The organism is Streptomyces sp. NPDC002104, from assembly GCF_053593795.1.
This window is the reverse complement of record NZ_JBSFDF010000024.1, coordinates 36474-55018: the sequence shown is the minus strand read 5'-3', so window position 1 is coordinate 55018 and position 18545 is coordinate 36474. Positions and strand designations below refer to the sequence as shown.

At 74.0% G+C, this 18545-nt stretch carries 16 protein-coding genes and 6 tRNA genes; 9 read left to right on the top strand and 13 right to left on the bottom strand.

The window, feature by feature from the left end; all coding sequences use genetic code 11:
• Window positions 1-124: 124 nt before the first annotated feature.
• Together ACWCP2_RS21125 and ACWCP2_RS21120 are read right to left on the bottom strand one after the other, a co-directional pair.
• Window positions 125-196, bottom strand: a tRNA-Val gene (locus tag ACWCP2_RS21125).
• Window positions 197-254: 58 nt separating this feature from the next.
• Window positions 255-701, bottom strand: a complete 447-nt coding sequence (locus ACWCP2_RS21120; protein ID WP_450910120.1) for a TIGR02611 family protein — start codon at window positions 699-701, stop codon at window positions 255-257.
• A 177-nt stretch (window positions 702-878) separates the two neighbouring features.
• Here ACWCP2_RS21120 and ACWCP2_RS21115 point away from each other — a divergent pair, with 177 nt between their 5' ends.
• Both ACWCP2_RS21115 and ACWCP2_RS21110 read left to right on the top strand, forming a co-directional pair.
• The gene (locus ACWCP2_RS21115) at window positions 879-1292 is read left to right on the top strand and encodes an SsgA family sporulation/cell division regulator (protein ID WP_030011909.1); all 414 of its coding nucleotides are present in this window, start codon (window positions 879-881) and stop codon (window positions 1290-1292) included.
• Window positions 1293-1522: 230 nt separating this feature from the next.
• Window positions 1523-2161: a CGNR zinc finger domain-containing protein gene (locus tag ACWCP2_RS21110; protein WP_450910119.1), complete on the top strand. Its 639-nt coding sequence runs from the start codon at window positions 1523-1525 to the stop codon at window positions 2159-2161.
• Window positions 2162-2353: 192 nt separating this feature from the next.
• Here the strand turns inward: ACWCP2_RS21110 and ACWCP2_RS21105 are convergent, their stop codons facing one another.
• A complete protein-coding gene (locus tag ACWCP2_RS21105; RefSeq protein WP_450910118.1) occupies window positions 2354-2803 on the bottom strand; it encodes a hypothetical protein in 450 nt (149 codons plus the stop codon).
• Between the two features lie 210 nt (window positions 2804-3013).
• On the opposite strand from ACWCP2_RS21105, the gene ACWCP2_RS21100 reads away from it, so the two are divergent.
• Entirely contained in the window at window positions 3014-3514 is a 501-nt protein-coding gene (locus ACWCP2_RS21100) for a DsbA family protein (RefSeq protein WP_450910117.1), read from the top strand.
• Between the two features lie 13 nt (window positions 3515-3527).
• On the opposite strand, the gene ACWCP2_RS21095 is transcribed toward ACWCP2_RS21100, so the two are convergent.
• The 3 genes from ACWCP2_RS21095 to ACWCP2_RS21085 form a co-directional block, all read right to left on the bottom strand.
• Complete coding sequence (locus ACWCP2_RS21095; RefSeq protein WP_450910116.1) at window positions 3528-4352, bottom strand: GNAT family N-acetyltransferase; 825 nt, start codon at window positions 4350-4352, stop codon at window positions 3528-3530.
• Window positions 4353-4409: 57 nt separating this feature from the next.
• A complete protein-coding gene (locus tag ACWCP2_RS21090; RefSeq protein WP_450910115.1) occupies window positions 4410-5237 on the bottom strand; it encodes an aminotransferase class IV in 828 nt (275 codons plus the stop codon).
• A gap of 97 nt (window positions 5238-5334) precedes the next feature.
• Window positions 5335-6408, bottom strand: a complete 1074-nt coding sequence (locus ACWCP2_RS21085) for a chorismate-binding protein (protein WP_450910114.1) — start codon at window positions 6406-6408, stop codon at window positions 5335-5337.
• A 180-nt stretch (window positions 6409-6588) separates the two neighbouring features.
• Here ACWCP2_RS21085 and ACWCP2_RS21080 point away from each other — a divergent pair.
• The 5 genes from ACWCP2_RS21080 (at window position 6589) to ACWCP2_RS21060 (ending at window position 7074) form a co-directional block, all read left to right on the top strand.
• Window positions 6589-6661 (top strand) — tRNA-Gly (locus ACWCP2_RS21080).
• A gap of 46 nt (window positions 6662-6707) precedes the next feature.
• Window positions 6708-6781: transfer RNA gene (locus ACWCP2_RS21075), tRNA-Cys, on the top strand.
• Window position 6782: 1 nt separating this feature from the next.
• Window positions 6783-6854 (top strand) — tRNA-Val (locus ACWCP2_RS21070).
• 19 nt (window positions 6855-6873) lie between these two features.
• A tRNA-Val gene (locus ACWCP2_RS21065) sits at window positions 6874-6945 on the top strand.
• Window positions 6946-6999: 54 nt separating this feature from the next.
• A tRNA-Val gene (locus ACWCP2_RS21060) sits at window positions 7000-7074 on the top strand.
• A gap of 122 nt (window positions 7075-7196) precedes the next feature.
• Here ACWCP2_RS21060 and ACWCP2_RS21055 read toward each other — a convergent pair.
• From ACWCP2_RS21055 to ACWCP2_RS21045, 3 genes are all read right to left on the bottom strand, one after another.
• Window positions 7197-7517, bottom strand: coding sequence for a TFIIB-type zinc ribbon-containing protein (locus ACWCP2_RS21055; protein WP_450910113.1), 321 nt, complete (start codon window positions 7515-7517; stop codon window positions 7197-7199).
• 65 nt (window positions 7518-7582) lie between these two features.
• Window positions 7583-8743 (bottom strand): phosphotransferase family protein, encoded by a 1161-nt coding sequence (locus tag ACWCP2_RS21050; protein ID WP_450910112.1) that lies wholly within the window; start codon window positions 8741-8743, stop codon window positions 7583-7585.
• 292 nt (window positions 8744-9035) lie between these two features.
• Window positions 9036-9221 carry a hypothetical protein gene (locus ACWCP2_RS21045; protein ID WP_266876567.1) on the bottom strand — a complete coding sequence of 62 codons (186 nt, stop codon included), beginning with the start codon at window positions 9219-9221 and terminating at the stop codon, window positions 9036-9038.
• A 547-nt stretch (window positions 9222-9768) separates the two neighbouring features.
• Between ACWCP2_RS21045 and ACWCP2_RS21040 the strand changes: the two genes are divergently transcribed.
• A complete protein-coding gene (locus tag ACWCP2_RS21040; RefSeq protein WP_450910111.1) occupies window positions 9769-11025 on the top strand; it encodes a protein kinase domain-containing protein in 1257 nt (418 codons plus the stop codon).
• A gap of 66 nt (window positions 11026-11091) precedes the next feature.
• Here ACWCP2_RS21040 and ACWCP2_RS21035 read toward each other — a convergent pair whose 3' ends face one another.
• The 4 genes from ACWCP2_RS21035 to cbiE form a co-directional block, all read right to left on the bottom strand.
• Entirely contained in the window at window positions 11092-11904 is an 813-nt protein-coding gene (locus ACWCP2_RS21035) for a TrmH family RNA methyltransferase (RefSeq protein ID WP_450910110.1), read from the bottom strand.
• Window positions 11905-11971: 67 nt separating this feature from the next.
• On the bottom strand, window positions 11972-13183 hold the full coding sequence (gene cobA / locus ACWCP2_RS21030) for a uroporphyrinogen-III C-methyltransferase (protein ID WP_450910109.1): 1212 nt from the start codon (window positions 13181-13183) through the stop codon (window positions 11972-11974).
• A gap of 565 nt (window positions 13184-13748) precedes the next feature.
• Window positions 13749-17063: a nicotinate-nucleotide--dimethylbenzimidazole phosphoribosyltransferase gene (gene cobT / locus ACWCP2_RS21025; protein WP_450910108.1), complete on the bottom strand. Its 3315-nt coding sequence runs from the start codon at window positions 17061-17063 to the stop codon at window positions 13749-13751.
• A gap of 228 nt (window positions 17064-17291) precedes the next feature.
• A complete protein-coding gene (gene cbiE / locus ACWCP2_RS21020; protein WP_450910107.1) occupies window positions 17292-18509 on the bottom strand; it encodes a precorrin-6y C5,15-methyltransferase (decarboxylating) subunit CbiE in 1218 nt (405 codons plus the stop codon).
• Window positions 18510-18545 lie beyond the last annotated feature (36 nt).

The window sequence follows — 18545 nt, the reverse complement described above, 5'->3', positions numbered from 1 at the left end:
CCCCGCCGACCGGCCCTGGCGTCCGCACCCCGGCGCCGGGGCCGGACGGGTGGGGACCATGGGCCGGACGGGGGAAAACGCCAGAGGCCCGGAGACTGTGAAGTCTCCGGGCCTCTGGTCCGGGTGGGCGATACTGGGTTCGAACCAGTGACCCCTTCGGTGTGAACGAAGTGCTCTCCCACTGAGCTAATCGCCCGGACGCACCGCAAACATTACCGCATGTCAGCGGCGCTCTCCGCCATGGCCGGGCGGGCTCACTGGTCCTTGAGGTTCCAGGGCAGCACGAGCCCGTACTTCCACAGGTAGAAGCCGGTCAGGGCGCCCGCGATCACGAGCCCCACGCTGGTCAGGATGATGTTGCGGCGGCGGACCTTCGGGTCCAGGGCCTTCTGGGCGGCCTCGCTGACCTTGCGCTTGGTCCAGCGCAGCGCGAGGTGGGCCCAGGCGAATTCGGTGGCCCAGATCGCGAGGCCAGCGAAGATCGCCACCCAGCCCGGTCCGGGCAGCACCAGCATCGCGATGCCGGCGCCGACGACGGCGAGGCCGACGACGAAGACGCCGACCTGCCAGCTCAGGTGCAGGCTCCGGCGGGCCTTGATGAAGTCCGGCGCCTTGGAGACGTGATGGATCTTCGGCTCTTCTTCGGCAGCGGTGGACTCGTTGGCGGACTCGTTGGTCTCGCGGTCACTCCCCGTGTTCATGGGGTCGAATCTACCGGAGGTCCCAGCACACGTGAATGGTCGTTTGGATCCGCCGTCCGAGGGACCCAGAGGTCCGCAAAACGGTCAGAGGGGTTTACAACGGCACCGTAGGTGGCATGTCGATTTCGCCGACGTGCGAATCCCCGAGCGCACACTGAGCGAAAGGCCCTGGCGCTTATGAACACCACGGTCAGCTGCGAGCTGCACCTGCGCCTCGTTGTGTCGAGCGAGTCCTCACTGCCTGTTCCCGCGGGCCTGCGGTATGACACGGCCGATCCCTACGCCGTGCACGCCACCTTCCACACCGGCGCCGAGGAGACGGTCGAATGGGTATTCGCCCGCGACCTCCTCGCCGAGGGCCTTCACCGGCCCACCGGTACCGGCGACGTCCGTGTCTGGCCGTCCCGCAGTCACGGTCAGGGGGTCGTCTGCATCGCCCTGAGCTCACCGGAGGGAGAAGCACTGCTCGAAGCACCCGCCCGAGCACTGGAGTCGTTCCTCAAGCGGACGGACGCCGCGGTCCCACCCGGGACCGAACACCGGCACTTCGACCTCGACAAGGAGCTCTCCCACATCCTGGCCGAGTCCTGAGCCAGGCCTACAGAGGGAACCCTCCCCCGGCTGAGTCCGGGGGCCGTACGACACCGTCCGACTCGGGGCGACGGTGCACGGCGGACAACCACATACCGAAGTGCCGGCGCTGTTCACGCGGGAGCCACCCGCGCGGACGGCGCCGGTGCGCTGTGGGGGCGACCCGCTAGAGTCGGCCACCAGCGGCGGCAGCAGACCGTCACCGCAGGCCCGCCCTTCAGGGAGACCCCGTGCAGATCCCCCACGACACCCGTCGCGCGCTCGACGTCGTCGTCGCGCTGGTGAACACCTCGGCCGAGACGGAGCAACCCGACGGGCTGGCGGACGTGAACGCCCTGCGCGGCTTCGTCCACGACTACGCGATCAGCGACGTCGGCGAGCTCAGCGCCCGCGACCTCGCCGGCGTCCGCACGGTGCGCGGCAAGTTCGCCCAGATCTTCGCGGCGCCCACGTCGCGCGCGGCCTCGGTACTGATCAACGAGCTGGTCGCGACGGCCGGGACCACCCCGCAGCTGACGAACCACGACGGTTACGACTGGCACGTGCACTACTTCGCCCCGGGCGCCTCGGTGGGCGACCACCTGGCGGCCGACGGCGGCATGGCGCTGGCCTTCATCGTGGTCTCCGGCGAGCAGGAGCGGCTGCGCCGCTGCGAGGCCCCGGACTGCCGGCGGGCCTTCGTCGACCTGTCCCGCAACCGCTCCCGGCGCTACTGCGACAGCCGTACCTGCGGGAACCGGCTGCACGTGGCGGCGTACCGGGCCCGGCGCAAATCGGAGCTGGGGAGCGACCTGGGCACGGAGCCCGGCTCAGAGCAGGAAGAGATCATGCACGGCGGCGAGCAGCAGCAGACAGCCGATCACGGCTAGGAAGATCATCAGGGGCGGCTGGGAGAGCGCGAAGAGGCAGCCTCTCGGCTCCTCGGCGACGGGGACGGTGGCCGGCGCGGGAACGGCGGGCTCACCCGGTGATGTGTCGAGCATGTCGGGGCGATGATGGCCCAGCGGGCCCGCACGCGCCGCTCAACACGCCAGACGGAACCGCGAGTTCACCGGATCCCGTCAAATGCCGTGCTTCTTGAGGATCGCCTCGATGTCGGAGAAGTCCTCGGCGGGGGCGGCGGCCTGGTTCGGCCGCGGACGGCCACCGTCACCCAGGGAGGGTGCGGAGGCGGCCGGGGCGACGGCATCCTGGGCCGGGCGTCCCTTGGCGGCCTTCGGGCGCTTCTGCTTCCCCTCTCCCTCCCCCGCGCCCACGGAGCGCCGCTCTATCGCGCGGGTGGTCACGAAGAGCAGCCAGGCCAGCCCCAGCACGGCGAACCCGGCCCAGACGGTCGGCTTGAAGACGATCCCGGTGGCCCACGCCACGACGCCCGTCATCACCAGGCCGACGGGCACCAGCGAGTACGCCGCGATCCGCGTGGCCGCGAGGAAACGCTTGCGGTAGGCGGTCAGCGCGGCGATGCCCAGGCCCGCCGCGGACACCGCGGAGCAGATGGTCTCGGCGAGCATGCGGGGCCTCCAGGGGCGGGACGGCCACAGCGGCCGCAGCGGACCCGGCCGGCGGGCCGGGCGTTCTGTCCCCATCCATCCTGCACCGGTGACCCTCGCCCTGGCCACGGCCGGAGCCCCCCACGGGCGGATATCGGGGACATCTCGGGGTTCCGTCTCCTCCCGAGGTCCCGGTCCGCGCCCGTCCCGGCGGGCTGGGAGACTGTCCGCATGACCGATTCCGTGATCCTCGACGTCTGGTGCGAACTTCAGTGCCCGGACTGCCACAGCGCTCTGGACGACGTGCGCGCCCTGCGGGCCCGCTACGGCGACCGGCTGGACATCCGGCTGCGCCACTTCCCGCTGGAGAAGCACAAGCACTCCTTCGCCGCCGCGCAGGCCGCGGAGGAGGCCGCCGAGCAGGGGCAGGGCTGGCCCTACGTGGAGGCCGTCCTCGCCCGCACCGCGGAACTCGGCAAGGCCGGCGAACCGGTGCTCGTCGAGGTCGCGCGTGAACTGGGCCTGGACGCCGAGGAGTTCGACACCGCTCTCATCGACGGCCGGCACATCCTGATCGTGGACGCCGACCAGGCCGAGGGCAAGGCGATCGGCGTGACCGGCACCCCGACCTACGTGATCGACGGCCTGCGCCTCGACGGCGGCAAGAGCCAGGACGGCCTGCGCGAGCGCATCGAGGAGATCGCCGACCGGCTGCTCGCCGAGACCGCCTAAACGGCGAGACGGCCTAGATCAGGTCCTTGGCGTAGTTGAAGTCGGTCGTCCGGTAGCCGAGGGACTCGTAGAGCCTCAGGGCCGGGACGTTGTCGGTGAAGACGTGCAGCGCGAGCACCCGGTGGCCGGCGGCCAGCGCGGTGCGCTCCGCCAGGAGCATCAGGTCCCGGCCGTGGCCGCGGCCGCGGTGTTCCTCGGCGACCGCGACGTCGTAGACGTACGAGTCCCCGCCGTTCGGTGCGACCCATACGGTGCCCACGGGGACGCCCGCCGCCTCCAGCACGGAGAAGCTGACGCCCGGGGTGGCCAGGCCCAGCGGCAGCATGGACGTGTGGTCGCTCACCGACTTCGCCCGCGCGGCCTCGGCCGGCATGCCGCGGCTGACCCAGTCCTGCGCGTAGCTCTCCAGCGCCTCCGCGAGCCAGGCTGCGAACTCGGGCTCCGTCATCGGACGGCCCGCCACCCCCTCGGACAGGGCGGGCGGCTCGGCCGGGAGGTCCTTGGCCATGTTGCGGCTGTACTCGGCGTACCCGAGGGCGGCCGCGAGCCGCAGGCCGCCCGCCGAGCCGGCCGGGACCGAGACCCGGATCCGGCGGCAGCCCCAGCCCCGCAGCACCTCCTCGGCGGCGAGCGCGGCGACCGTGGCGCGGCCGCGCCGGCGGTCGGGCTCCTCGACGGCGAGTTCGCGGATCTCGGCGACCGTCGGCCCGAAGGGAGTGTCGGCGGCGAGCAGCAGGGCGCCGACGCGCCTGCTGTTGACGCGGATCTCGTACGGGCGCGAGCGCGCCCCGCCGGTGCTCTGCTGAAGCGGCCCGCTCGGCCGCAGGGTGGTGGTCATCAGTCGAGTTCTACCCGCCCCGCGGCCCGAAGCACAGGGGATATGCGCCGGCCCCGGTCAGGAGCGGGGGTCGGCGTCCTCGGCGGAGCGGGCGTCGAAGATCCGCATGGCCTCGGCGGTGACGGGGCCGGGGGCCGGGGCGAGCTCGCGCCCGTCGATCCGTACGACGGCCTGGACGTCGCGCAGGGAGGAGGTCAGGAAGACCTCCTCCGCCTGCTCCAGCGCCTCGAACGGCAGATCCGTCTCCTTGGCCCCGCACCAGTCGGCGACGAGGGCCCGGGTGATGCCGCCGAGGCAGCCGGAGGCCACGGGCGGGGTGTGCAGCTGTCCGTCGAGGACCACGAACACGTTGGAGCCGGTGCCCTCGCAGAGCCGGCCGACGGTGTTGGCGAACAGCGCCTCGGAGGCGCCGGCCCGGTGGGCGGCGGCGAGCGCGACCACGTTCTCGGCGTACGAGGTGGTCTTCAGGCCGGCCACGGCGGAGCGTTCGTTGCGGACCCACGGCACGGTGACCACGGCGGTGGTGTCGGGGCGGCGGGTGGCCCCGGCCAGCGCGACGATCAGCGTCGGGCCGGCCTCGCCCCGGTCGGAGCCCAGCGGGGAGACGCCCCCGGTGTAGGTGACGCGCAGCCGGCCGAGCGGCAGCGGGTTGGCCTCCAGTACGGCGGCGCAGGCGCGGCGCACCTCGTCCAGGTCCGGGTCCGGCAGGCCGAGCCCCCGGGCGGAGCGGGTCAGCCGCTCCAGGTGCCGGGTGAGCGCGAAGGTCGTCCCGCGTTCCGCCTTGAGCGTCTCGAAGACCCCGTCGCCGACGGTGAGGCCGTGGTCGAACACGGACACCTTCGCTTCGTCGGCGTCCCGCAGTGCTCCGTCGAGCCAGATCCTCACCGTACGGTCCTCCCGCTTTCGTTCGTCTGCATGTCCGTCGAGCCCCTCGAGCCCGTCGTGCCCGCCGAGCTAGTCGAGCTAGTCCTGCCGGCCGAGCTCATCCGCCGGTCGCACCCTTCGCGCCGGTCGCGTTCGCCTCGACGGCTCCCGACGCTACCCGCAGCAGCCGCGCGGCCTTCAGCTCGGTCTCCGCCCACTCGCGGTCGGGGTCGGACCCCCAGGTGATCCCGGCGCCGGTGCCGAAGAGCAGCCGGGGTCCGCCGGCGGCCGTGCGGTCGATCCAGAAGGTACGGATGCCGACGGCGAGCTCGGCCGTGCCCCGGTCGGCATCGACCCACCCGATGCCCCCGCAGTAGGGGCCGCGCGGGGCGGTCTCCAGGGCCTCGATGATCCGCAGGGCCGAGGATTTGGGGGCTCCGGTGACGGAGCCGGGCGGGAAGGTCGCGGCGAGCAGCTCGGGCCAGCCGGCGCCGTCGGCGAGGTCCCCGGCGACGGTGGAGACGAGGTGGACCAGGCCCGGGTGCTCTTCGAGCGCGCACAGCTCGGGGACGGTCACCGAGCCGGTGGCGCAGACCCGTCCGAGGTCGTTGCGCACGAGGTCCACGATCATCACGTTCTCGGCGTGGTCCTTGGGCAGCAGATCGGCGGCGGTGCGGCCGGTGCCCTTGATCGGGCCGGACTCGACGTGGCGTCCGGAGCGGCGCAGATAGAGCTCGGGGGACGCGGTGGCGATCTCGACGCCGTGGGCCGGAAGCCGAATCGTTCCTGCGTACGGGGCCGGATTGCCGCGCGCGAGCAGTGCGGTCAGGGCGTCCACATCGGCTCCCGCCGGATCGGGAAGCGGCGCGGACATCACGCGGCAGAGGTTGGCCTGGTAGACCTCCCCCGCCTCGATGTGCTCGCGGATGCGGCGGACGCCCGCGGTGTACGCGGCGCGGCCGAGGGAGGAGCTCCACGCGTCGGCGTCGGGGCCGCGCCAGGCCCCGGGAACGGGGGCCGGCACCGGGTCGGGGCGTATGTCCCCGAAGCGCGCGCAGACGAGACGGCCTTCGAAATCGGCCGTCACCGCCCAGAAGCCGGCGGAGTCGAGGGCAGCAGGATCACTGGTGACATCTCGGAGGTCGGTCGCGAGGAGGCCGCCGAAGCGGGCGAGGGGAGGCAGGTCGTGCACGGCTGCGAGTCTATGACCGGTGACGCCCGGGCGCCGGTGAGGCGTCTGCCGGGTGACCGGCGGTGATCGGGCGGCAGCACGCTGCGGAAACGCGTTTTTGAGCTGGCCCGGGAATCCGCTAGAGTTCAACACGTCGCCAGGGAGCGAAGGGGCAAAACCCCGGAGCGAACACGGTGACCTGCGGACGTAGCTCAGTTGGTAGAGCACCACCTTGCCAAGGTGGATGTCGCGAGTTCGAGTCTCGTCGTCCGCTCTGAGGTGGGGGATCATCTTCCCGAGAACCCCCCTTCTTGCTCCATGGTGGAGTGGCCGAGAGGCGAGGCAACGGCCTGCAAAGCCGTCTACACGGGTTCAAATCCCGTCTCCACCTCCAAGGACGATTAGCTCAGCGGGAGAGCGCTTCCCTGACACGGAAGAGGTCACTGGTTCAATCCCAGTATCGTCCACTGGTCCGCAAGGATCCCCGCGCGATTAGCTCAGCGGGAGAGCGCTTCCCTGACACGGAAGAGGTCACTGGTTCAATCCCAGTATCGCGCACGCAGTAAGCTTCATACCTGCCACCTGCGGTGCTCGCACCGCGCATGTGGTCCCGCGCGATTAGCTCAGCGGGAGAGCGCTTCCCTGACACGGAAGAGGTCACTGGTTCAATCCCAGTATCGCGCACCAGACGTACGAAAAGCCCCGGCCGTTCCCACGGCCGGGGCTTTCGCGTGTGCGGTCCCCCGCGGCCGTATACGGGGAAAGGCGGGCGGGCGCCGGTCGGTTCCGGGCCCGCCCCACCCCCGGGCTCAGGAGGAGAAGAGCATCCGGCCGAAGCCGCCCTTGCGGTGGCCGTGCCCGTGGCCGTGGCCGTAGCCGCCGTGCTGCGGGGCGCCCCAGGCGGGCGCGGGGGCGGCGTGCTGCTGCGGGTACCCGGCAGGGGCCGGGGCGGGCGGGGCCGCCGGGGGCGGGACCTGGCCGTACTGGGAGGTGTACTGGGACTCCAGGCGGGTCAGCGCCTCCAGCTCGCCGTAGTCGAGGAAGATGCCGCGGCAGCCGCTGCACTGCTCTATCTGGACACCGTTGCGGTTGTACGTGTGCATCATCGCGTGACACTTCGGACACTGCATGACCGGATCAACTCCTCGCCGTTCGCGTCGACACCGGATGCGTACCCGGTGGCGTGGGGCTCACCCTACGACGGAGCGTTCGGCTCCAAGTCGGGCGGGAGGGAGGCAATTCGGGCACAGGCCTCCACCATCAGCCGCTCCACGTCGTCGAGTCGGCGCCGCTCGCGGGCGGCCTTGGCGAGCGCCAGCGCGGCCGTCTGCACGGTGAGCGCGCGGGCCGCGAGATCGAGTTCCGGCCAGGGGTCGCTGCCGGGCTCGCCGGCCGCGGGGCCGCCGGCGGCGCGGTAGGCGTCGAGGAAGCGCAGCCAGGTCCCGGTGTCCAGCAGCCCGGCCGCGTACCAGGCGGCCGGGCGGGCGAGGTCCCAGGCGGGCGTGCCCAGTCCCAGATCGTCCACGTCGATCAGCCGCCAGCCTCCGGCGGGGCTCCGGACCAGCTGGCCCAGGTGCAGGTCGCCGTGGCAGAGCGCCCCGCCGGACGGCGGCGGCCCCTCGCCCCGTACCCAGGCGGGCAGCGTGGCCGCGGCGGCCCGCACCAGCCCTGCCAGCTCCGCGGCGTCCGCGTCCACGCCCGACGGCCCGCCCGGGAGCGTCTGCCCGGCGGGGATGGTCACGACGGCGCGGCGGGAGCGGCCGGAGGCCGCCCCGGCCGGGTCCGGCCCGGGGGCGTGGGCATGGCCCTGGGCCGCGTCCCCGGCCGGGTGGCTTCGCGGCGCGCCGCTCGGGCCCCCGGCTTCCGTGCCCGCGAGCACGGGCGCGGGCGCGGGGCGACCCGGCGCGGCGCGCTCCGCGGCGACCGGGGCCGCGGGCGGGTGCGCCGCGTCGAGGCGCTGGAGGGCGCGGGCGAGTTTCGCGGGGCCGCGCATCGGGGGCAGCGGGTACGGGAGGTGGTGGAGCGGGGTCCGGTGGAGGGCGGCCAGCAGCTCGGCGGCCGGCTCCCAGGGGGCCTCCTCGGGGCGGTCCGGAGCGACCGGAGCACCGTAGGGCCACAGGGACACGGGCCGGGAGCCGACCAGGCCGAGCCCGGTGCGCAGCGGGGGCAGCAGCACCCCGGCCAGCGCCGGGTCCCCGGCCACGCGGATCCGTACGGCCAGGGCCTCGGGATCGCTGTCGCCCGCGTGCGCTTTGGCCACGACGTCCCCGCAGCGGACCACGGTGCCGTCGTCCCGGTCCGCGAGGAGTACGTACTGCGCCGCACCGGCGTACGCGGCGAGCTCGGCCGCGCTCACTCGCTCCAGCGGAACCACGCCCCGGCTCTCCCCGCGCTCCGCACCCCCGGCGGGTGCTCCTCGGGACGAGGGTACGCAGCACGGGGCCGGGCGGCAGTGGGGGTACCGCCGGACGGTGCGGGCCTGCGCCCGGAGGGGTGGTGCGGGCATGAAAAAGGGTGCTGCGCGTCCGGCTCCCCAGCCGTACGCGCAGCACCCTTCACCTGCCGTCCGTCGACCGCTCCCCCGTCCCCACGGGGTTCGGCCGGTGACAGTCCCGGCCCAGGCCGCTCTCCTGGGCCCGGGGCGCCGCTCAGCGCCCCAGCATCACGCTTACGGACGACGCCTGTGCCACCACCTGGTCGAAGCCTCCGAAGAGGAAGAGCAGGAGGGCGGCCAGGGGGAGCACCATGGCCGCGGCCACCAGTGGGTGGCGACGGCCGGACTCATGGCTGTTGAACGCGAATGCCTTGCGTCCCTGCCGTGCGATGTCCGCCATGGTCCTCTCCCTGTCGTTTGGCAGCGGCGGGTTTGTGACCTCGGGGGACGAGTGTTCTCCACCCGCCGCTTGCTTCAACACTAGGCGCGGCGAAGGCTCCTGGCCTCATGCCTTCGTACCCATTGCCTGGCCTCCAGGAGGATGAGGAGTGCACCTCGCGCGTACTCCCCTGGGTGGAGACCCGCCGCCCGCTCTGAGGGTCTTCCCGGAGGGGATGACCGGAGCGTGGTGACTTCTCTCACTTCCGTCACTCAGCGCACACGCCCGGCCGCCGACCAGGCAGTCCCAAGATCAACCGGACGGGCCCGGGCGTCCCGCCGGCCACCGCTCCCCCGATGCCCCGTCCCTGAGCCCAATTCCCTTGGTTCCGGCTCTGCTTGGCCGGGACGCCCCGCTCCGCACATGCGTCCTACCGGTGGTCCGGCGCATCCCCAAGTGGACTGCCCCGTACTGACAATCGAATCCCCCGGCGAGGGCGCGGCCTCTGAGCGCGCATGCCGGATGGTCCGTAAGCTGTGCCACGTCAACAGGACGACCGGTCAGCGGGGTGGACATGGCGATGATGCGGCTCCGGCGCGAGGACCCGCGTGTCGTCGGCTCGTTCAGGCTGCACCGGCGCCTCGGCGCCGGCGGCATGGGCGTCGTCTATCTGGGCTCCGACCGGCGCGGACAGCGCGTCGCGCTCAAGGTGATCCGGCCGGACCTGGCCGAGGACCAGGAGTTCCGCTCGCGCTTCGCGCGCGAGGTCTCCGCCGCCCGGCGGATCCGCGGCGGGTGCACCGCGCGCCTGGTCGCCGCGGACCTGGAGGCGGAGCGCCCCTGGTTCGCCACGCAGTACGTGCCCGGCCCGTCCCTGCACGACAAGGTGGCCGAGGAAGGCCCCCTGACGGCCGCGGCCATCGCCGCGATCGGCGCCGCGCTCTCCGAGGGACTCGTCGCCGTGCACGAGGCCGGGGTGGTCCACCGCGACCTCAAGCCCTCGAACATCCTGCTGTCGCCCAAGGGCCCGCGCATCATCGACTTCGGGATCGCCTGGGCCACCGGCGCCAGCACCCTCACCCATGTGGGCACGGCCGTCGGCTCCCCCGGCTTCCTGGCACCCGAGCAGGTGCGCGGCGCCGCCGTCACCCCCGCCACCGACGTCTTCTCCCTCGGCGCCACCCTCGCCTACGCGGCCACCGCCGACTCGCCCTTCGGGCACGGCAGTTCCGAGGTCATGCTGTACCGGGTGGTGCACGAGGAGGCGCACCTGCAGGGTGTTCCGGACGCGCTCGCACCCCTCGTACGGGCCTGCCTGGCGAAGGACCCCGACGAGCGGCCGACCACCCTCCAGCTGTCGATGCGGCTCAAGGAGATCGCGGCCCGCGAGGCGCACGGAATGGGCGACAGCCGCCCGCCGGCCCAGCGGGCGCGGGTGGCCGAGCGGCCGACGGGGCGTCTGCCGGAGGGCTACGTCGAGGACGCCGCGGGGTACGCCGAGCAGCGCACGGAGCGCCGTGGCGCCGGCACTCCCGTCCCGGGACGTCCGGGCAACGGAACCGGCGCGGGCCAGGTGAAGCCGCAGACCAAGGGTCAGGGGCCGCGCGGCGGGCCGGACTCGCGGCCCTCCTCGCCCCGGGGCACCGGCTCGCGGGGACCCGGCTCCACGGCCGGGCGTACGGGCGGCCGTCCCGCTCCCCGTACGACGGGCACGGGGCGCCGGCCGTCACGGCCGGATCCCCGGCTGATGCGCCAGCGCCTGATCGTCTTCGTCGTCGTGACGCTGCTCGTGGCCCTGGGCATCGCACTCGCCCAGAAGCTCTAGAAACACCGGAGCCCCGCCGCCAGGCGGGGCTCCGGTGTTTTGACTCCCCCGTGCTTTCCGGGGGTACTACGGGCGGCCGCTCGCCACCGCGTAGAAGGCGACGGCCGCGGCCGCGCCCACGTTCAGCGAGTCCACCCCGGCCGCCATGGGGATCCGCACCCACTCGTCGGCGGCGACCAGCGCCTGGGTCGACAGCCCGTCCCCCTCCGCCCCCAGCATCAGCGCGACCCGCTCCAGCGACTGCGGGGCGGCCACGTCGATCGGCGAGGCCTTCTGGTGCGGGGTGAGGGCGAGCAGCTTGAAGCCCGCCTCGCGGACCGAGTCCAGGCCCTTGGGCCAGGCCTCCAGCCGGGCGTACGGGACGGAGAACACGGCGCCCATCGAGACCTTGACGGAGCGCCGGTACAGCGGGTCCGCGCAGTCGGGCGAGAGCAGGACCGCGTCCATGCCGAGGGCGGCCGCGCTGCGGAAGATGGCGCCGATGTTGGTGTGGTCGTTCACCGCTTCCATGATGACCACGCGCCGGGTGGTGGCGAGCAGGTCCTCGGCCGTGGGCAGCGGCTTGCGCTGCATGGAGGCGAGGGCGCCGCGGTGCACGTGGTAGCCGGTGACGCGTTCGGCGAGCTCGGGGCTGACGGCGTAGACCGGGGCCGGGAGCTCGTCGATGACGTCACGCATGACGTCGACCCACTTCGCGGAGAGCAGCATCGAGCGCATCTCGTACCCGGCGTCCTTGGCGCGTCTGATCACCTTCTCGCCCTCGGCGATGAAGAGACCTTCCGCGGGCTCGCGCCGGCGCCGGAGTTCTACGTCGGTCAGGCCCGTGTAGTCGCGCAGGCGCGGGTCGTCGGGGTCCTCGACGGTGATGAGATCAGCCACAGGGTGATACTGCCTTGTCCTGGGTGCGGTGCCAACGGCTCTGCGGGGTTGCGGGATTGCCGGGGTGTCAGCCGGCCTCGGGCCGGTGGACCTTCACCACGTCGCCGATCACGATGACGGCGGGCGGCCGGACCTCCTGCGCCTTGACGGTCTCGCCGACCGTCGCCAGGGTGGCGTCCACCCGGCGCTGGGAGGCGGTGGTGCCCTCCTGGATGACGGCGACGGCGGTGTCGGCGGGGCGGCCGTGGCGCACCAGCGCCTCGGCGATCAGGCCGATCTTGTCGACGCCCATCAGGATGACCAGGGTGCCGGTGAGCTTGGCCAGCGAGGCCCAGTCCACCAGCGAGCGCGGGTCGTCGGGACCGACGTGCCCGCTGACCACGGTGAACTCGTGGGCCACGCCCCGGTGGGTGACCGGGATGCCGGCCGCGCCGGGCACCGAGATCGAGCTGGAGATGCCGGGCACGACGGTGCAGGGGATCCCCGCCTCGGCGAGCGCCTGGAGCTCCTCCATGCCGCGGCCGAAGACGTACGGGTCCCCGCCCTTGAGCCGGACCACGGCCTTGCCGGCCTTGGCGTGCGTGATGAGCGCGTCGTTGATGGCCTCCTGGGCCATGAAACGGCCGTACGGGATCTTCGCCGCGTCGATGACCTCGACGTGCGGAGGGAGCTCGTCGAGGAGGCCGCGGGGGCCGAGCCGGTCGGCGATGACCACGTCGGCCTCGGCGAGCAGCCGCCGGCCGCGGACCGTGATCAGGTCCGGATCGCCGGGTCCTCCGCCGACCAGGGCCACGCCCGGGGTGTGCGGGCGGGCGGCGGTCAGCGAGCCGTCCCTCAGCCCCTCGACGACCGCGTCGCGGACGGCGGCGGAGCGGCGGGGGTCGTTGCCGCTCAGCACGGCGACGGTGACGCCCTCCACCCGTCCGGTGGCCGGGGTCCAGGCGCTCGCGGCCTCGGCGTCGTCGGCACGGACGCACCAGACGCGCTCGCGCTCGGCTTCGGCGGAGGCGGTGTCGTTGGCGGCCCGGTCCCGGGTGGCGACCAGGGCGTACCAGGCACCGGCCAGGTCGCCGTCCTCGTAGCGGCGGCGCTCCCAGCGGATCTCGCCCGTCTCCGCCATGGCGTCCACGGAGGGGGTCGCGGAGGGGGAGATCAGGACGATGTCGGCGCCGGCCGCGATGAGCGAGGGCAGCCGGCGCTGGGCGACCTGGCCACCGCCGATCACGACGACGCGGCGGCCCGTGAGACGGAGTCCGACGGGGTAGGCGGGGTGTCCCATGGCGGTTGCGGCTCCTGATGCGGCGGTGACGGCGGGCCGCTGCGTCGCTGGAGCGGCTGATCGGGCGGTGACGTGCGGTGGCCCGTCCGGGGTCCACGATACGACCCACCTGCGCGGTGGTCGCCTCGGGGGCCGTTGCCCTGGCCGGGCGGTGACCCGACCCACCTCTGGGCTCCGCCCCTGGCCACGGGGCATGCCCCATGATCCCCGGACCGTACGGGGCTCGCTCTTGAGGCGGGAATGAGGCTGACGGGCCGACGGGCTCAGCGGGGGCCCTGCGGGGCTTTCCCCACCCCGCCCCTTCCCGAAACCGGGGCTCCGCCCCGGACCCCTTCGGGGGCTCCGCCCCCGGACCCCCGCGCCTCAAACGCCGGCGAGGCTGAATTGGTCCGGCAGCAAGGCCGGTGTCGGGGCCGGGGTGGGGTGTCGTCCGGGACGTAAAACGTGATGTGTTGGCGCGAAAACAAGGCCGTCCGGGACGCAGCGCGGCACAGGGCGCCATAAATCATGAGTCCCGGACGACACTCAACCCCGGCCCCGGCGCCGGCCCCCCGCAGCCGGCGAGCTACTTCTCCGTGACACCCGCCGAGTCGAACGTAGCCACCTCGTGCATGGCCCGCGCAGCGCTCTGCACCAGCGGCAGTGCCAGCAGCGCCCCCGTGCCCTCGCCGAGGCGCAGGTCCAGGTCGACCAGCGGGCGCAGGCCCAGCTTGTTCAGGGCCGCCACGTGGCCCGGCTCCGCGCTGCGGTGGCCCGCGATGCACGCGGACAGCGACTCCGGAGCGATCGCGCGGGCCACCAGGGCGGCCGCGCCGGCGCTGACGCCGTCCAGGATCACCGGGGTCCGCAGGGAGGCTCCGCCGAGGAGGAGGCCCACGATCGCCGCGTGCTCCAGGCCGCCGATCGCCGCCAGGACGCCGATCGGGTCCGCCGGGTCGGGCTGGTGGAGCTCCAGCGCGCGCCGCACGACCTCGACCTTGCGGGCGTGCGTCTCGTCGTTGATGCCCGTGCCCCGACCGGTGACCTCACCCGGGTCCACCCCGGTGAAGACCGAGATCAGCGCCGCCGACACCGTGGTGTTGGCGATGCCCATCTCTCCCGTGAGGAGCGCCTTGTTGCCCGCCGCGACCAGGTCGCGGGCCGTCTCGATGCCCACCTCGATGGCCGCGACGGCCTCCTCGCGGGTCATCGCCGGGCCGACCGACAGGTCGGCCGTGCCCGCGCGGACCTTGCGCGGGAGCAGACCCGGCGTGGCCGGGAGCTCGCCGGCGACGCCGACGTCGATCACGCAGACCTCGGCGCCCACCTGGTTGGCGAAGGCGTTGCACACCGCGCCGCCGCCCAGGAAGTTGGCCACCATCTGCAGGGTGACCTCCTGGGGCCACGGGGTGACCCCCTGCGCGTGCACGCCGTGGTCGCCCGCGAAGATCGCGACGGCGGCGGGCTCCGGGATCGGCGGCGGGCAGACCCGCGACAGGCCCGACAGCTGGGCGGAGATGATTTCGAGCATGCCCAGGGCCCCGGCGGGCTTGGTCATGCGCTTCTGCCGCTCCCACGCCTCGCCGAGCGCCTTCGCGTCGAGCGGGCGGATGCTGGCGACCGTCTCGGAGAGCAGGTCGTGCGGCTCCTCGCCGGGCAGCGCGCGGCGCCCGTACGTCTCCTCGTGCACGACCCAGGAGAGGGGCCGGCGCTGCGACCAGCCGGCCTGCGCGAGCTCGGGCTCGTCGGGGAACTCGTCCACGTACCCGACGCACAGGTACGCGACGACCTCCAGGTGCTCCGGGAGACCGAGCGCGCGGACCATCTCGCGCTCGTCGAAGAAGCTGACCCAGCCGACCCCGAGGCCCTCGGCGCGCGCCGCGAGCCACAGGTTCTCCACGGCGAGGGCCGAGGAGTACGGGGCCATCTGCGGCTGGGTGTGCCGGCCCAGGGTGTGGCGGCCGCCACGGGTGGGGTCGGCGGTGACCACGATGTTCACCGGGGTGTCGAGGATGGCCTCGATCTTGAGTTCCTTGAACTGCTTGGCGCGGCCCTTGGGCAGCGACTTCGCGTAGGCCTCGCGCTGGCGCTCGGCGAGCTCGTGCATGGTCCGGCGGGTCTCGGCGGACTTGATGACGACGAAGTCCCACGGCTGCGAGTGCCCGACGCTGGGCGCGGTGTGGGCCGCCTCCAGGACGCGCAGCAGCACCTCGTGCGGGATGGGGTCGCGGCGGAAGCCCTTGCGGATGTCGCGGCGCTCGCGCATGACGCGCAGGACGGCCTCGCGCTCGGCGTCGGCGTATCCGGGGGCCGCCTCGGTGACCGGGGCCTCGGGCTCGTCCTCGGGCTCGGTCTCCGGCCCGGTGCCGGCCTCGGGGGCCTGTCCGGCTTCCAGCGGTACGTCGGTCAGCACGGCGGCGGCCGGCTCGGGCTCGGCGGGCACGGCGGCCACGGCATCCGCGGCGGCGGGCTCGGGCAGGGGCTCCGGCTCCTCGGCCTGGACCACCGTTTCTGCGGGCTGCGGCTCGGGCTCGGCCACCACGGCCGGCTCGGGCTCCACCTCGGCGGCGACGGGGGCCGCGGGCTCGGTCTCGGCCGCGGGAGCGGCAAGGGGCTCGGGTTCCGGTACGACGGCGGCCTCGGGCTCCGCGAAGGCGGCGGGCTCGGCGACGGCCTCCGGCGCCGGCTCCACGAGCACGGGCTCGGCGGCGGCCACGGGAGCGGCGGCGGGCACCGGCTCCGCGACCGGCACGGATTGCAGCTCGGGCTCCTGTACGAAGACGGGCTGGGGCTCGGCGAAGGCGACGGGCTCCGCGACGGGCGCGGCGGCGGGCTCCGCGACCGGCTCCGCCACCGGCTCGGAGGCGGCCTCCGGGGCGGGCGCGGCCTCGGCGGCCGGCTCCACGGTCCACGGAGTCCCGGCCTGCACCGGGATCTCGACCGGCTGCTGCGCCGGGCCCGGCACGTGCTCCGCCTCGGCGGCGGCCCCGGCCTGCGTGAAGTCCAGGTACTCGGGTCCCGTGGTCGGCGGGCCGGACTGCCGCACGGGTACGGGCATCGCCGGGGTGCTCAGGTCCGGGGCGGGGGCAGGGGCCACGGGCTCGGAGACCGGGGAGGGCGCGGCGGCGACCGGGACGGCGTCGGGCTCGACCGCCGCCGACTGAGCCGGAGCCGGAGCCGGAGCCTGCGCGGGCGCCGGCGCCGCGGCCGGACCCCGGTCCGCGAGGGACCGTACGACTCCGCCGGTGGCCTCGGGCACGGGCGGGCCCATGTGCAGCGGCCGGCGCACCGGGGCCGCCGCGACGGGGGCGGCCAGGGGCTGGGACGGGGGCTGGGAGGCGGACAGCGGCTGCGGCTGCGGGGCCACGAGGCCGCCGAGGTCCAGCGCACCGGAGTCCCGGCCGCCGGCCTCGTGCGCGCCGGCTCCGTAGGAGGCGTCCGCGTAGGAGGCGTCGGTGAAGGACGGCTGCTCCGCGAAGGACTGCCCGTCGAAGGGCTGCCCGTCGAAGGACTGCTGCGGGTAGCCGGCGTTCTCGTAGCCGAGGGGCGCCCCGGGAACGGGCTGCTGGGCCGGGTGGGGCTGCTGGTACTCCGGGGTGCCCGCGAAATCGGCGTAGGGGCCGTCCGCGTACGGGGCGTCCGCGTACGCGGAGGGCTCGGGGAACTCGGGGAAGGCGGGCACCGGCGGGACGACCTGGGGGTCGCTCCACGCGCCCTGGCTGCTCGGCATCAGCAGCAGTTCCTCGTCCTCCGGCTCGGCCGGGTTGTCCACGAGGTCCTGGAAGGCGTAGCTCCCGGTCGCCGGGGAAGACAGGGGAACCGGGGCGGGGACGCCCTGCTGATCCACCATGCCCGTGCTGTCCGGGAGACCCTCGCCCGGAACCTGGCCGGTGTCAGTCATGCGTACCCCTCGCCCATCGGTGTTGCCTCTTCGACTGCCCGGTCGCCCACGAGGCCTCACGTACGACCGCACGACAACCAGTAAGTATTGTCCTGCCCGTTCGCCACCGCGGCGGCCATAACCGGCACGGTCCTCTGTGGACTGCGCCACGTCGCGCGTCCGGTCGGAGCCGTGTGCCCGAATCGTCCGGGCGGTGTGACGATCGGCCAGCCTACCCCGGCCTCGTGGCTAGGGTCGGTCGGGGCGGTGAACGGGGCGTTCGGCGGCCAGCAGGAACACCACGGAGCGGCGTTGTTCGGTCCAGGTCCGGGTGTCCAGGGCCACGGACTGGAGCAGCGCGCACTCGACGGTGTACCCGCCCTCGGTCAGGACCCGGCCGATGGCCTCGGCCTCGTCGCGCGTGGAGGCGTGGCTGACGATCCGTTCGGGGCGCCGGTCGGCGACGGCGGCGACGACCTGGGCTCCGCCGCCGCCGACCCGGACGACGTCGGGTTCGGGCAGGGTTTCGAGTACGTGCGGGGCGCGGCCGTTGACGACCTGGAGCTGCACACCGCGGGCGCGGGCGGCGGCATTTGTGCGTTCGCAAGCGTGCCGGTCGGCGTCGACGGCGATGACGGCGGCGCCGAGGGCGGCCGCGTCCACGGCGAGGGCTCCGGAGCCGGAACCGATGTCCCAGACGAGGTCGCCGGTGCGCGGGCCGAGCCGGGCGAGCTGGGCGGCGCGCAGGTGCGTGGACTCGCCCTCCCCCACGTCGATCTGCGGGCGGGCCCAGCCCCGTCCGGCGGCCGGGGGTGCGCTGCGGCCCAGCAGCCAGGCCGGTTCGGCGGCGGTCGCGGCCGGTCCCGTGCCGCCGATGACGATGACGACGTTGGGGTCGCGCCAGCTGTGGTCGGCGGCCTTGTCGGAGGTGAGGACCGTGACCTGTTCCTTGTCGGTGCCGAGTTCCTCGCAGATGACGAAGGTGCGGTGGACGCCTTCGAGCAGCAGGGCGAGTTCGGCGGGGCCGGCGCCGGGCGAGGTGATGACGGCGACCTTGGGGTGGGCGCGGCAGACGTTGACGGCGCGGCGCAGGGTGCGGCTGTGGGCGACGACGACCTGGGCGTCGTCCCAGGGCATCCCGGCGCGGGCGAAGGCGGCGGCGACGGCGGAGACGGCCGGTACGACCTCCACCTCCAGGCCGTGTTCGGGGGCGCGCAGGGCCCGTACGACGCCGAAGAAGCCGGGGTCCCCGTCGGCGAGGACGACGGCGGTGCCGCGGTGGCCGGCGATCCGGCGGGCGGCGAGGGACAGGCTGCCCAGGCGCACCTGTTCGGCGGTGGGCGGGATTTCGGGGAGTGCGAGGTGGTGGGCGGCGCCGGCCACCAGGGTGGCGGCGGAGAGCGCGGACCGGGCTGCCGCGGTCAGGGGGGAACCGTCCCAGCCGATCACCGTGACCCGGTCGGCCATCGTCGTCAGTCTCCTGGTGTGGGAGCGGGCCCCGCC

What these genes read in the sequence shown, in the direction of transcription:
- cbiE (WP_450910107.1), bottom strand. Translation starts at nt 18,509, where the DNA reads ATGGCCGACCGGGTCACGGTGATCGGCTGGGACGGTTCCCCCCTGACC.
- ACWCP2_RS21045 (WP_266876567.1), bottom strand. Translation starts at nt 9,221, where the DNA reads ATGGCGGACATCGCACGGCAGGGACGCAAGGCATTCGCGTTCAACAGC.
- ACWCP2_RS21105 (WP_450910118.1), bottom strand. Translation starts at nt 2,803, where the DNA reads ATGCTCGCCGAGACCATCTGCTCCGCGGTGTCCGCGGCGGGCCTGGGC.
- ACWCP2_RS21100 (WP_450910117.1), top strand. Translation starts at nt 3,014, where the DNA reads ATGACCGATTCCGTGATCCTCGACGTCTGGTGCGAACTTCAGTGCCCG.
- cobT (WP_450910108.1), bottom strand. Translation starts at nt 17,063, where the DNA reads ATGACTGACACCGGCCAGGTTCCGGGCGAGGGTCTCCCGGACAGCACG.
- ACWCP2_RS21115 (WP_030011909.1), top strand. Translation starts at nt 879, where the DNA reads ATGAACACCACGGTCAGCTGCGAGCTGCACCTGCGCCTCGTTGTGTCG.
- cobA (WP_450910109.1), bottom strand. Translation starts at nt 13,183, where the DNA reads ATGGGACACCCCGCCTACCCCGTCGGACTCCGTCTCACGGGCCGCCGC.
- ACWCP2_RS21095 (WP_450910116.1), bottom strand. Translation starts at nt 4,352, where the DNA reads ATGACCACCACCCTGCGGCCGAGCGGGCCGCTTCAGCAGAGCACCGGC.
- ACWCP2_RS21120 (WP_450910120.1), bottom strand. Translation starts at nt 701, where the DNA reads ATGAACACGGGGAGTGACCGCGAGACCAACGAGTCCGCCAACGAGTCC.
- ACWCP2_RS21055 (WP_450910113.1), bottom strand. Translation starts at nt 7,517, where the DNA reads ATGCAGTGTCCGAAGTGTCACGCGATGATGCACACGTACAACCGCAAC.